The organism is Cytobacillus sp. C11.1 (assembly GCF_058145115.1).
In genome coordinates this window covers 2,963,787-2,977,105 of sequence record NZ_CM176935.1, presented here as the reverse complement: position 1 = coordinate 2,977,105, position 13,319 = coordinate 2,963,787, and the positions used below count along the sequence as shown (strand labels likewise).

15 protein-coding genes are annotated in these 13,319 nt (G+C 40.9%); 3 read left to right on the top strand and 12 right to left on the bottom strand.

The features are described 5' to 3' along the window. Positions 1-455 precede the first annotated feature (455 nt). Positions 456-965, bottom strand: a complete 510-nt coding sequence (locus AC3ZVC_RS14835) for a hypothetical protein (RefSeq protein ID WP_490063996.1) — start codon at positions 963-965, stop codon at positions 456-458. Continuing rightward, complete coding sequence (locus AC3ZVC_RS14830; RefSeq protein ID WP_490063995.1) at positions 962-1,435, bottom strand: hypothetical protein; 474 nt, start codon at positions 1,433-1,435, stop codon at positions 962-964. Before AC3ZVC_RS14830 ends, AC3ZVC_RS14835 begins: the two co-directional genes overlap by 4 nt. Before the next feature lie 310 nt (positions 1,436-1,745). Between AC3ZVC_RS14830 and AC3ZVC_RS14825 the strand changes: the two genes are divergently transcribed. Next, complete coding sequence (locus AC3ZVC_RS14825) at positions 1,746-1,988, top strand: DUF2164 domain-containing protein (RefSeq protein ID WP_490063993.1); 243 nt, start codon at positions 1,746-1,748, stop codon at positions 1,986-1,988. A 159-nt stretch (positions 1,989-2,147) separates the two neighbouring features. On the opposite strand, the gene AC3ZVC_RS14820 is transcribed toward AC3ZVC_RS14825, so the two are convergent. After that, a complete protein-coding gene (locus AC3ZVC_RS14820; RefSeq protein WP_490063992.1) occupies positions 2,148-2,438 on the bottom strand; it encodes a hypothetical protein in 291 nt (96 codons plus the stop codon). Positions 2,439-2,667: 229 nt separating this feature from the next. On the opposite strand from AC3ZVC_RS14820, the gene AC3ZVC_RS14815 reads away from it, so the two are divergent. Beyond that, entirely contained in the window at positions 2,668-3,162 is a 495-nt protein-coding gene (locus AC3ZVC_RS14815; RefSeq protein ID WP_490063991.1) for a MerR family transcriptional regulator, read from the top strand. Between the two features lie 581 nt (positions 3,163-3,743). On the opposite strand, the gene AC3ZVC_RS14810 is transcribed toward AC3ZVC_RS14815, so the two are convergent. Beyond that, on the bottom strand, positions 3,744-4,241 hold the full coding sequence (locus AC3ZVC_RS14810) for a GNAT family N-acetyltransferase (protein WP_490063990.1): 498 nt from the start codon (positions 4,239-4,241) through the stop codon (positions 3,744-3,746). A gap of 702 nt (positions 4,242-4,943) precedes the next feature. On the opposite strand from AC3ZVC_RS14810, the gene AC3ZVC_RS14805 reads away from it, so the two are divergent. Beyond that, the gene (locus tag AC3ZVC_RS14805; protein ID WP_490063989.1) at positions 4,944-6,089 is read left to right on the top strand and encodes an MFS transporter; all 1,146 of its coding nucleotides are present in this window, start codon (positions 4,944-4,946) and stop codon (positions 6,087-6,089) included. Positions 6,090-7,052: 963 nt separating this feature from the next. On the opposite strand, the gene AC3ZVC_RS14800 is transcribed toward AC3ZVC_RS14805, so the two are convergent. The 8 genes from AC3ZVC_RS14800 to AC3ZVC_RS14765 form a co-directional block, all read right to left on the bottom strand. Continuing rightward, the gene (locus AC3ZVC_RS14800; RefSeq protein ID WP_490063988.1) at positions 7,053-8,207 is read right to left on the bottom strand and encodes a M20 family metallopeptidase; all 1,155 of its coding nucleotides are present in this window, start codon (positions 8,205-8,207) and stop codon (positions 7,053-7,055) included. A gap of 40 nt (positions 8,208-8,247) precedes the next feature. Next, positions 8,248-9,930: a gamma-glutamyltransferase gene (ggt, locus tag AC3ZVC_RS14795; protein WP_490063987.1), complete on the bottom strand. Its 1,683-nt coding sequence runs from the start codon at positions 9,928-9,930 to the stop codon at positions 8,248-8,250. 165 nt (positions 9,931-10,095) lie between these two features. Continuing rightward, on the bottom strand, positions 10,096-10,422 hold the full coding sequence (locus AC3ZVC_RS14790) for a YnfA family protein (RefSeq protein ID WP_490063986.1): 327 nt from the start codon (positions 10,420-10,422) through the stop codon (positions 10,096-10,098). Between the two features lie 463 nt (positions 10,423-10,885). Next, positions 10,886-11,095: a DUF2187 family protein gene (locus tag AC3ZVC_RS14785; RefSeq protein ID WP_214724332.1), complete on the bottom strand. Its 210-nt coding sequence runs from the start codon at positions 11,093-11,095 to the stop codon at positions 10,886-10,888. 136 nt (positions 11,096-11,231) lie between these two features. Further along, positions 11,232-11,363, bottom strand: coding sequence for a hypothetical protein (locus AC3ZVC_RS14780; protein WP_490063985.1), 132 nt, complete (start codon positions 11,361-11,363; stop codon positions 11,232-11,234). After that, complete coding sequence (locus tag AC3ZVC_RS14775) at positions 11,360-11,515, bottom strand: hypothetical protein (RefSeq protein WP_490063984.1); 156 nt, start codon at positions 11,513-11,515, stop codon at positions 11,360-11,362. The genes AC3ZVC_RS14780 and AC3ZVC_RS14775 overlap by 4 nt, the downstream gene beginning before the upstream one ends. A gap of 85 nt (positions 11,516-11,600) precedes the next feature. Next, positions 11,601-12,329, bottom strand: coding sequence for a ZIP family metal transporter (locus tag AC3ZVC_RS14770; protein WP_490063983.1), 729 nt, complete (start codon positions 12,327-12,329; stop codon positions 11,601-11,603). Positions 12,330-12,445: 116 nt separating this feature from the next. Next, entirely contained in the window at positions 12,446-13,318 is an 873-nt protein-coding gene (locus AC3ZVC_RS14765) for a 5'-methylthioadenosine/S-adenosylhomocysteine nucleosidase (protein ID WP_490063982.1), read from the bottom strand. Position 13,319 lies beyond the last annotated feature (1 nt).

Below are 13,319 nucleotides of genomic sequence, written 5' to 3'. Positions count from 1 at the left end.
CTCCTTTTTGATTTTAAGGAAATCATAATAATTTAAAGATAATGCAAAAGTGATTTTTTTCACTTGGACAAATATATTTTCAAAAAGTCTAACAATCTTTTGAAATCCATTAAATCTCCATATTTGGGATGTATGATAATAGATTCCAAATAAAAAATGAACAGATCAAACTGTAGCCTGTTCATTTGGTTCTGTTTGTTTTTTATCTAGTAAAGGGTTATGAAACATCCTTTTCATGCAAATGGAGTACAGTTCCATTTCCTTAACAGAAACGGAAAGCCTCCTCCGTGTGGAAAGATACCATACTTGCTAATCCTGGTGAAAGTATAGGAGCAATCTCAACTTTTGACCATTACCTGCTTTAAGTTGGCACCCCAGCTATTGGCTCCATCAGTAGCTTAACACAGCTTTTAAGATAAAATAGCGGCCGAGACACCCTCGACCGCCCTCTGATGTTATTCCACCGCCCGAAGCTGCTCTTTTGCTTTTAAAAGCTGAATATAAATTCCCGTTACCGTTTGGGTGAGCAAAAAGATCGGGAATGAGTGTGCTAGCCTGTAACCGCCTTGCAGAGTTATTATTCCTGCCTTCGTTAAGACCCACTGAATCGCTACGCCTAATAAAGCCCAAATCAGTACGTAAATAATAAATGTTTTTTTATTAATCTTAAGCCGTTCATACAGATAAAAAAAGAAATAGCCAAAAGGAGCAAATAAGACATAGTAAATCACATCTGTAACTTCATAATTGTTTAAATCATTTACCTTATAGAAATCAGTCTGTCCCCCACCTATTGTAAAATCATATAGTACCCCAATCGAAAGGCCCCAAAGTAAACTTAGTATTCTAATTTGAGGAGCGAGCCGGTCTGGTTTTCTGATTACCAGAAAATACGCCAAATAGGCTGCCACAAGCATCAAGAGAAGAACAATTTCATTTTTGTCAAAACTCTCCCATAATTTCATGATGCCCTCACCTCTTTTGTTTTGAGGCTTTCAAAGTATTTCAGGGAGTAATAGGCCACAAAATGAAGTAAAAATAAATAAATAACCTCATATATCATCTTCCATTTTTTATAATCCACAACTTCAAAATAGCGGGCTATGTAAATGGCAATCACAAGAAATAATACAGACAGAAAGGTTTTTACTAATTTAGAACCAAAACCATTGGCTGTCCGATAAAGATTCAAAGTAATAACGACCACTACAGGAAGGGTTATGCTCCGATGAAGTAAAAATGCGCTATTATTCAACGCCTGTTCGGAGATATCAGCCATATTCAGCTCTTCATATACAATCCATGTATAATTAATATTTATGACCAGCGTCACCAGATAAACGAAGGTATTTTCCATAAAGGTAAGCTTCTTATTCATCACTGTATACAATAGGATGAAAAGCCAAGCCAGAAAAACCAAAAGAACAAAACCCAAAACACACCATCCCAACATTTTTTTGTTATTATTTGCCCATAAACTGACATTTATTCTTTTGCATATGACCTGATACTAATGTAAGAGAATAAAAAAACGGCAGATTCCTGCCGTTAATAGGTTCAATTGTTTTTGTTTAGTCGTTCTGTTTTTTATTGTTTACCGAAGAAAACTCTGCTTATAGTCAAGAACATTCTGGTCTAGTTGCTGGCTCCTGATTGTACATATAAATTCATTGAAAACCAGCCTGTTTTTTTAGGGATTTCGGATGTATAGTAACATGTATCACAGTTTGAGAGGATGGATTTTTTTGTTTATAAAACTTACAAAAGAACAGCAGCAAAAAATGATTTCGGATATTCAAACCTTTTTTTCTCAAGAAAGAGGGGAAGAAATATCGGAATTTAGTGCGGAAAGAGTCTTGGATTTTGCTAAAGAAGCACTCGCACCGCACTTCTACAATGCTGCTGTTGCTGATGCAAAACATGTAGTTGAGCAGCAATATGCAGCAATGGAAGATGAAATCTTAACGCTGGAACGCCCAATTAAATAAATAACCACTCCCTTTTCCTTGCCAAATAGGCAGTGGTTATTTTAAGGAATATAATAATCATTCCATAGTGTTAACAGATGGTACTATGGAATGATTGTCTTTATCCTTTCTTGCAAACAAAAAGCCGCCAACTTGGCAGCCTGAACTCAGGAAACTTCCTTACATCTTTTGTCTCTTCGCTTCTTCCAAGTCTAAATGCGTCTGCGAAAAACCGTTAGCAACCCATTCTGCTCTTAAAGCGGAATCATATTGAGTAAGCCCTTTTTCTTCAGGAACTTTATCGGCATCCACACTTTCTATTTTGTCAATTTTTTCACTGTTTCTCATATTTGAATCCTCTAGCACTTCACCATTATCATTCAGTTTCTTTCTATAAGTTGAGGCAGCCAATGCAACGCCGCCAGCAGAAACCAGTGAACCTAACACAAGACCCATCGCTGATTTTTTCATATCCAACCCTCCAATTAAATATTTTCACTTATCTCTTTAATACCAGTTTCTTAAAGAACTACTCATGTATCCAATAACTGTAAGAACTTGAAACAAAGTTGTTACGCAGTAAAAAGACTTTAATACTCTGTCATATTTCTGTTCTTTTTCTGAAATAAATCAGTGGTATGATAATTCTGACTGCAATACCCTTGTAACCTGAGATTATCCAAAAAGAGAGTGAAAATAGATGCTGAATGTAACGGAAGCTGCCCAACAATTAAAGGGTGCTGGCATTTCTGCCAGTGACCAGGAAGTCGTACGCTGGATTGAGGAAGGAAAAATCAAGGCGGAACGCAATCAGAGAAGGAAAACAGCCTACAAAATTAAAATAAAAGATCTTACTGATTTCATTATCCAAAAACAAGCCGAAGGGCATCAGCGGCAATTGGAATGCATCCTTCAGGAAGTTAAAAACCTTAAAGGTCAAATCGAAATCCTGCAGACCCGTATAAATATCGAGGAATCTAAGGTGCGCTCCTTAAAGAAAATGATACATAAACAACATGCTATTTCCGACTCAGACTTACACCCTGCCGAGCTTTTGGGCTTAAACACTGAAACCGATGAGCAATTAATCAAAAAAGAATTTAAGAAATTGCTAAAAGCCCTCCATCCCGATCGCGGCGGAGACGAAAGGCTTTTTAAAGTGTTTAATGAACATTACAGTAAAATGCAATTATAGTCATCAGTAAAACAATTTCTTGTCCAGGAAAGCGCAGTCAGGTTCTTTTAATACTTTTATATTTTCTATTTTATGATAGAAGGGAATATCTTTATTTAAATCAGTCACATCCAGACTGATTTTTTGGCCTGTCCGAAGAGAAGAAACATTTTCTGCTGAATAGGGCTGTCCATCATTATGAACCTAAACTCATTTTTTTTGCGAAAAATACGAGCCTGTGAGATTATATACTCGATTATTTTATGCTTCTCTATGCTTCTCTATGCTTCTCGACAATATCAGATTACTTATAAATTTTGGTACAAAGCTCCCCATAGTATGCCATCAAGACAATTCTCCTCATCTTAAACGAATTAGTACCTTTTTTTCTGTAAACCGCCTAATAAGTAACCAAGGCTTTAAAGGATCACTTTCCTTCTGCTCAAATCCGTAAAGCATTGGAGCTGATGTTTAGTTAATTCAAAGATTTTATTTATATAGGATGTTTTCCTTACCCTATTAAAAAACCATTCGACATGGACCAATCTACTCACTAGATCTTCGATGGCTAGCTTCCCTTTTTGCAATTCACTATCATCCAATTATTCAATTCCAACTACATTACTTCTTCTTTCCAGCAGGATTGTGTCCCGCCAGACACCATCCATTTTGCCTATGCGCTCCCGCCTTCCGATTTCGCGAAAACCACATTTCTTGTGTAATTGAAGACTGGCAGCATTTTCGGGAAAAATTCCAGCTTGTAATGTCCAATATCCACTTCGTTCACTTTCACTAATTAGGGTTTTTAAAAGCAAACGGCCAATTCCTTTTCCTTTGCTCTCTTGTTTTACATACACACTTACTTCTGCAACCCCTTCATAAACACACCGGCTTGAAACGGGACTTAAGGCTGCCCAGCCTAACACTTTTCCTTCTGAACGGGCAGCCAACCGGCAATTCCGGGAATGTCCCTCATCCCACTCTACCCAGGAAGGAGCATCCTTTTGAAAAGTTGCATGTCCGGTAGCTATACCTTCCAGATAGATTGCCCGAGCATCTTCCCAATCTTCCGCCTGCAAGAAATCAATTAATATATTCATTTGGCCACCTTCTTTATCGCTCTCTACTATCTTTTATTTCAATAAAAGGACGTATTTTTCCTTTATCATTTTATAGTGAAGAATTGGCTGCTCATCCGCATTAGCAGCTTTGCCTTGTTGATGATATATTCTGCCTAGTTGATGATATATGGCCGAAGTTGATGATATATGGTCGAAGCTGATGATAAAATTGGTAAACTTGACGATATGTTGTGTTCTCAAAAGAAACAAGAGGCAATTACTTTTTAATTGGCTCTGTTAAAGCTAATTGTTGTTTTTAATACCCTGTTGATTGGAGCGGAAGGCACGAGATCCTCGAAAATGCATTCGCATTTCCTTCGTGCGGTGTTTATTCAGGGAAGCTTATTCATAGTCCTGCGGGAGTGCGGATCAAAGGGAGTCCCCGCAGGAGCAAAGCGACGAGGAGGCTCCCGGACCGCCCGCGGAAAGGGAGTGCCTGCAGCGGAAATCAACAGGCAAATTTAACAGAGCCTTTTAATTAGAGCTTTTTGCAGAAAAAATCATTAAAATTTGAACATTTTTCAGTAAAAATGCTCAAAAACCCCTTAATTCTGCAAAAATACACCCGATTTATCAAAAATGCCGTTGGAAAACTCCATTTTCCGAAATTTCGTATTGCGAATCAAATTCAAAATCTTTAAAATAAAGCAGAATACATACAACATGATTAAGGGAGACACTATGAACCGCAAAATTTTTCTATATGTAAAAGCTTTTTCTGACTTGGGAACGTTCATGGATTTGATTGCTATTAATGTTCTTATGTATGTAGCGACTGGAAGCTCGGCCTGGCTGGCTGCGACGATGGCTTTCCGTACGCTGGGCGGCGTTTTATCCAGTTTGATTTCAGGGGTGCTTGCAGACCGCTTTGACCGCAGAAAAATTATGATTTGGACGGATGTTTTTCGGGCTGTAATCATCCTTACCTTAATCCCCTTTCCAAATCCGATTATGATTCTCATTGTGTGTTTCTTAATCGGTTTGACCAGCAGCTTTTTTACGGTTAGCTATAGTGCTGAAATCCCGCAGATTTTCGGCCAGGATAAAGTACTTGAGACAAATGCCCTGATTTCGAGGTTAACATCAATCAGCCTGGTGTTTGGTTTTATCGGAGCTGGGGTGATTACCGATTTTCTCGGCTACCAGGTCACCCTAATCATAGATGCAGCAACCTATGTTATTTCCGCGCTTGTATTAATCAAAATGAATTGGCAAACCTCGAGCCCTATAGAAAAAACTAAAGTCCTATCCTACGGTATTAAAGAAAAACTTTTCGGCATTGAGAGAGACCTGAAAGAGGTTTATTCTTTTATACTTTTGGCCCCAATGCTCCTGCTTGTTAATATTGTTTTCCTTGTTGGTGCGTTTGCAGGCGCTTCCCATAATTTAGGAATCCCTTTACTCGCAGAGAATATCGATAACAGCAAACAAAGCTTTTACTATGGATTAATTTGGGGTGTTTGGGGAATAGGCTCCGTACTCGCAACCATGATCCTGCCAAAGCTGAAAAGTCTGCAAGGCAGCAAACTTTACTACGCATGCTTCATAACAGCAATGCTTATGTCAGCCGGCTTTATTACTTTTTTTTCCAATATTAGCTTATGGATCATACTGCCGTTTGCCTTCTTAACTGGAATTTTTGATGCCTGCTTCACCACCCTGCATGCGACCATTCTTCAGAAAACGGATAATCATATTAGAGGGAGAATCTTTGGCGTCGGAATGCTTCTGAAATCATTAGGATTTGCTCTCGGATTTGTGGTTGCCCCCGTTTTATTGGAAGCTTTATCTCTGCCGAAAATGGTTTGGATTTCCATGGTACGCTGATTACTACAAGCATTTTGGTTCTAATATATTCCGTAGGGAAGCAGAAAAAGGTTAGAGGTATAAATCATAGTGCTTAATGCAGTGGAGCTCAGCTATTGCTGGGCTTTTTTGTTGACGTTGGTTTTTTATTTTGGTTCTTTGCCTCTAATTGTTTTCTAAAGTGAATCCTTAACAGCTAATAGAGCTTCTATCGACCACTCTTCCTTCATTTAATCCTTTTTTGTCCTCATAAAACTCTCTATGATGAACTTTCTTCTTCCTTTGAACCCTTTTTCGTCCTCATAAACCCCTCTATGGCGACCATCCTTCCTCCTTTGATCACTTTTTCGTCCTCATAAACCCTCTATGGCGACCATCCTTCCTCCTTTGATCACTTTTTCGTCCTCATGGAGCCTCTATGACGACCATCCTTCCTCCTTTGAACACTTTTTCGTCCTCATGAAGCCTCTATGACGACCATCCTTCCTCCTTTGAACCCTTTTTCGTCCTCATGAAGCCTCTATGTCGACCATTCTTCCTCCTTTGATCACTTTTTCGTCCTCATGAACCCTTTATGACGACCATTTTCCCTCCTTTGATCATTTTTTCGTCCTCATGAAGCCTCTATGGCGACCATTCTTCCTCCTTTGATCACTTTTTCGTCCTCATGAACCCTTTATGACGACCATTTTCCCTCCTTTGATCACTTTTTCGTCTTCATGAAGCCTCTATGGCGACCATTCTTCCTCCTTTGAACCCTTTTTCGTCCTCATGAAGCCTCTATGGCGACCATTCTTCCTCCTTTGAACCCTTTTTCGTCCTCATGAAGCCTCTATGGCGACCATTCTTCCTCCTTTGATCACTTTTTGTCCTCATAATCCCTCTATGCCGACCATTTTTCCTCCCGCCTCCGCTATTTCGTCTTCATAAAATATAAAATCAATAAAAAACCGCCCAGCCCCTATGTGGCCAGGCAGTTAAATATCAATTCACAGCTCTGCTCAGCCTCTCTATCGTTCTCGCCAGTAGTGCCGTGCGTTTTGGAAAGGTTTCTAAATCAATATATTCATCTGTTTCACTGTGGGAAAACTCTCCTAGAGGTCCCATACCGTCAACAGTTGGCACGCCTTCGGTTGAAGTATAGGCTGCATCCGATCCGCCGCCGGTGCTTACTTCCCTAATCGACATGCCCAATTCTTCACCCGCTGCTTTAATTTCCGCCAGAAGCTTGTCCGTTCCTTCTACCTTTTCCATTGGTGGCCTTCCAATTTTTCCGGATAGGCTGGTTTCCGTTCCCTGAACTTCTTCCTCTTCAGCAATTTCTGTAATTTTTGTTGTAATATCCTTTGCCTGTTCCATGCTCTTTACTCTAACATCTACCTGTGCTTGTGCATCAGGGGCAACAGTATTGGAAGAAATTCCTCCGTCAATTAGACCCACATTCACGGACAAACCCTTCTCATAGTCATTCAGGTCATGAAGCTTAACCACTTTATGAGCCAATTCATCAATGGCGCTTCTTCCCCTTTCAGGTTCAACCCCTGCATGGGCGCTCTTGCCTTTTACATCAAATATAAATCTCCCTATTCCCTTTCTTTCTGTTACAACCCCATCGTCCGGCCTTCCGGATTCGACTACAAGGGAGAATTGTTTTCCTTCTGAAGCTTCTTTAATGATTGCTTTTGACTTCCTTGAGCCAATTTCTTCATCACTGTTAAAAATCAGATGTACATTTTTATATGCATCTGAACCGTTATCCTTTAATACCTTTAAGGCATATAAAACCGATACGTGGCTCCCCTTTTCATCACTGACGCCTGGTCCGTATGCTTTATCCCCGATGATTTTGAATGGCCGCTTTTCGGCTTCACCTTCGGGGAATACGGTATCCATATGAGCGATAATGATAATTTTCGGATCACTGCCCTTTTCTGCTTTTATCTCTAAATGATTTCCGTATTCAGCTTCACGGTGCACGAGGACATCCATGCCCAGTTCTTCAAATTCTTTTCTTAAAACAGATCCAACCTTATCCACACCCTCTTTATCATATGAGCCGCTGTCGATGTTCACCAGCTCCTCCAGCAAATCCATCATTTCAGGCATTTTGTCTTCCAGATAGGCTTCATATTGTTTCAATGAAATCACTCCTTTTTTTAAAAATTGCTGCCCAAAAGGCTTACCTTTCATTAATTCCAATCGCTGATCCCGGCCTGCTTGAATCTGCCGCACCAAGCAGCATTCCTTTGTGGTGATCCATCAATATCGCCTGGACATTACCAATTGGCCTCTCAGTATCGTCAAACTCAAATCCCATTTCACGAAGCTTGTCAATTTCCTTTTGGCCTATGCCTTCCTCAGACCAAATATTAGGACCCATACTGTTGTAAATCCTTGGTTCTTCAATTGCATCTTTAATATCCATGCCATAGTCAAGAATATGGGTAATCACCTGAGCCACTGATGCAACGATGGTCGGCCCTCCAGGCGACCCCAGCGTTATTAAAGGCTTACCATCTTTGAATACGATTGTTGGTACCTTGGCACTGACCGGCTGCTTTTTTGGTGCCAGGCTATTGATATGGTCCGGTTCCGGTGTAAAATCCGTCAAATCATTATTCAGCAAAAATCCATATCCAGGAACCATAATGCCTGATCCCATAATATGCTCATTCGAGGACGTGCAGGCAGCAACGTTCCCCCATTTGTCTACCACTGTAAAATGTGTCGTATCCTTACCAGTCTGAAATACCTTTACTTGCCCTTTAGGGCGATCGCTGCCCTGGTACTTCCATGGGTTGCCGCAGTCAATTTCCGGATTTCTGGAAATCCAGTCAATCTTTTTTCGCCTTTCCTTTATATAATCCTTATTAAGAAGGCCTTCAACTGGAATCTCCGCAAAATTTGGATCTGACATATAAGCCAGCTTATCAGAGAAAGCGAGTCTCATAGCTTCTGCAAGTAAATAATACTTTTCCCAAGAAGAAGGACTATATTTCTCTAGCTCAAATCCTTCAAGAATGCCTAATAGCTGCAGCAGAGCAATTCCGCCGCCATTTGGAGGTCCCGGAACTGCAATCTCATATCCTCTGTAAGTTCCCATAATTGCCTCTTCAATCGGAGCCTGGTAGTTTTTCAGATCTTCTTTCGTCATAATACCGCCCTGCTTTTTCAGTGTATCAATGATTGCATCAGCGATCTCGCCCTCATAAAGAGCATCAATACCATGCTGCTGCAGGATTCGCAGTGTCTTTGCAAGGTCTTTGCTCTCCACCCAGTCTCCTTCCACCAAAGGAACTCCTTCCGGCATAAACAGCTTCTTCGCTTCATCTCCCAATCGGAGATGAAGCATTTCGATCACTTCATCCCATTGCCAGTTCACTCTAAAGCCTTTCTCTGCGAGAGCTGCAGCCGGCTCAATCAGTTCAGCCAGAGGCTTTGTCCCAAACTCTTTAAGCCCTACATCCATTGCCTTCATAATCCCTGGAATACCTACTGACTTTGCATCAATGGACTGCTGAAAGTATGGAATGACTTCTCCTTCTTCATCTAAAAACTGTTCTTTTTCTGCTCCTGCAGGTGTCTGTGAGTGTCCGTTTATGACACTGGTCTTTTTTGTTTGCTGGTCATAGTAAACAATAAATCCGCTTGCTCCAATGCCAGTGTTGAATAATTCTACGACACCCAGTGCAAATTGAACCGCAGCAAGCGCATCCATCGCATTTCCGCCCTGCCTTAATACCTTGGCACCAATCTCAGTTGCCTCATGAACAGCTGATGCCACCATTCCATGTGTACCGGTTGACCTTTTCAAGTCCTGCTCATTTTTACTCGGTTTGTGCCTATTATCAATGCGATCCATCAAACTACCTCCATCCCAGTCATTTAAAAACAGAATCTATTTTCAAGTAAGATACAATGTTAAGATTTTTAAGCGCCTTTATCTATTCGTACCCGGCTCAGTTAACCTAAAACATAAAGAAGCCCGATCCCAAGTACGGTAGAGGTACTTAAGACCGGGCTCACATTACTGGCGCGGTGCAAATAAAATAATCGAAGCTCCTATAAGGCAAATTCCTGCTCCCAGCCAATCATAGAAATCCGGCGTTTTTTTATCAATGCCCCATCCCCATAAAATGGATAGGACAATAAAAACGCCTCCATACGCTGCATACACTCTGCCAAATGAAGGAAAGGCCTGGAAAGCAGCAATAACACCATAAAGGGCCAGAATGATTCCTCCACCTATTCCCCAATAATATGGCTTTCCTTCTCTAATCCACTGCCAAATCATATAGCCTCCGCCAATCTCTGCAAGACCGGCAGTAATAAATAGAACAATCGCATATAACATCTTGACCACCGCTTCCGACAATTTAGCTTCATGCACTTTATTATAAACAAGGCTGTGTAAAATTTGGAGGGGATTTCCCCTCCCGGCGGTCAGTGAACCGCGGCTGGTCCGACGCTCCTCGTCGTGAAAACTTGCGGGGTCTCCCTTTGACCCGCGTTTCCCGCAGGACTTAGAATAAGGTTCCTTAAATTAACACCGGATGGAGCAAAGAAGAATCGCGCCCTACGCTCCAATTACAGGAAGCAATAATCACAAATGATCTTTACATTGCTTAATAGAAAAATCCATGATAGCTCCTGAGAACTATCATGGATATCTTATTATTGTGGCCGTTTTGTCATCCGCTTCGCTTTTTCATCGCGGTCCGCTTGGATAATTTTTTCTCGGACCTCCGGCGGAATTGAAGCAGATGATCCTTTCGGGTACTTTTGAGATTTCACCGTGGAGAAGCACTCCTTCCAAGTTATTTAACCACCTTATACCTTTTATGACTGATGACTGTTTTTATTGGTTCATCCTTCTTGGGATTCATCCCTAAATCCACAATGACAGAGTTATCGCGCACAACAACTACCTTGCCCTTTTTGCCTTTTTCCGCACCGCTTGTAATACTGATTGTATCCCCAATATCTGCTTTTTTAACATTGCTTACCTTTTCTGTTTCTTCTGCCATCTTGGATTCTCCTTTAATAAATATTTATTTTTTTGCGGATTAACTTCTTTAAGTCCGCAGCTGATTTAAGCTATGTCGCTAGTATTGCCGTTTCCCTTTGACACAAAACCCCATTATAAAAATTTGAAGCTGAAGTTTACTTGTTCTTGTTTGATGTAATTCTTCTTACATGAAAATCCTTCGTAATATTTAAACCGGCGCGGATAATCATCATAATGCTGCCGGCCAGGAAAAATGAAATAGAAACCGCCTGGCTGACATCCGTCAAAAACAAAATACTTCCAATGAGTATAAAACGCCCAGCAAGAGGTCATTAAAAAAAGAGATAACCTGGTAGCGGTGTTCAATAATAATTTGATACTTCCCCACTTCAATATGAACGTCTTCCTGCTGTTCTCTTACTACATTTTTTATTTTCATTCATTAACACACCCGTTTTTGTTTTCCACGTCAAATGCTTTTCATTCATCATTTCAACGGCTGTTAGTTGGGAAGTGCATATTTCTTATGAAAAATTATCAAGCATTAATGATACCATCAGGCCAAGTGCAGCAATAAATCCAGTCATCGGGCCGCTGTCTTCATAAGCTTCAGGCATCATCGTGGATGCTACCATCGCAATTATGGCACCTCCAGCAAAGCCGGCAATCCCGGACATCACTTCTCTTGAAGCGCCATCCAAAAAAATATATCCTGCTAAGGAAGCGAGGCTGGAGATAACGAATACCGAACCCCAAAGAATCAAGATTTTCTTTTTCGAATAACCGCTTTTTTCCATGCCGGCAGTACTTGAAAGGCCTTCTGGAAAATTGCTTATAAAAATGGCAGTAACCAAGAGAAAGCTTACGGACTGTTCTTCGAGCAGGCTTGCCCCAATCATGATAGATTCCGGAAAAGCATCCATGATCGTACCGATGAAAAGAACGATGCCACTTGTGGAAGCCGCTTTCTGCCCTGATCTCTTTCGATGCTGTGCTCCTTTATTTGAAATCATAATATCAAAAAGTGTAAAGGTGACTGCTCCAGCAAGAAAGCCGATACCAGTTGGGAGCAGTCCGCCATTATGTACGGATTCACCAAGAAGCTCATAAGCAGCGGCGCCGATTAAAACACCCGTCCCGAACGCCATTATGTAGCCGATCATTTTCTTTTGGATGGGCAAAAGCATCGCTGCCAATGCACCTAATAATACGGCTGAACCTGAAACGCCACCCCAAATGGCTGCATTCCACATGCCATCCTCTCCTTTTCGAAAAGGTCTCTTTTTAGCTATGCTGTAGTATTGCCCTCTCGTGAAAAATAATATTTAACCATCAATAAAAAGCCTCCAAAACTGGAGGCTTTAGAAGATTATTTCTTGCTTGTTCTATCAGAAATATATTGCTTTACGACTTCATACACATAATCCTGATTCGCTTCAGCGGTATTCGGATTATATTGGCCGCCATTTGTTTTGTTATTGGACAATACACGAATACCTAAGAATGGAACATCATAAGCTTTGGCTATTTGTGCGGCTGCTGCCCCTTCCATTTCTTCGACAGATGTCCCGAAGTTTTCATGGAACCATTTAATACGGTCCACTTCATTATTCCATACGTCGGCTGAACCGATTGTTCCTTCAACAACCTTGCCTTTCGTATATTTATCTTTGACTGCCTTGGCAGCTGCCAGCAGATCTTCATCGCCTTCATAGTAACGGGCCTTTTCAGCATTTGGATCTTCCCCGGCACTTCCTTCAGAAGCCATTAAGTCCATTGGAATCCAATTTGTTGGATCGATTCCTTCGTTCTCTTCTAAATGTCCTGTTTTTAATGATCCGATGTTTGTTGTTTTTTCTCCTAAAACGATATCAAATACGTTTAAGCTTGGATCATGTCCGCCAGAAGTACCTTGGTTGATGATGGCGATTGGGTCATATTTTTCTATCGCAACTGCTGTAGCGGCGGCTGTATTCTCCATCCCTTTGCCTGTTTTAGCAACAATGACAGGATACTTGTCCAACTTTCCTTTGTAAAACACGAACGTTCCTGACTTTTCAATTTTTACTTTATCTAATCGTTCAGCAAATTTTTCAGCTTCTATTGGCATTGGACCTTGAATCAGGATTGGTCTTTGAGCACCTTCAGCCTCTGTTTCAAATTTTGGTGCAGACGTGCATCCTGCCAGCATCGACACAGATAACACGGCAATTGCTGCTAGGAAAGCGAATTTCTTTTTCATC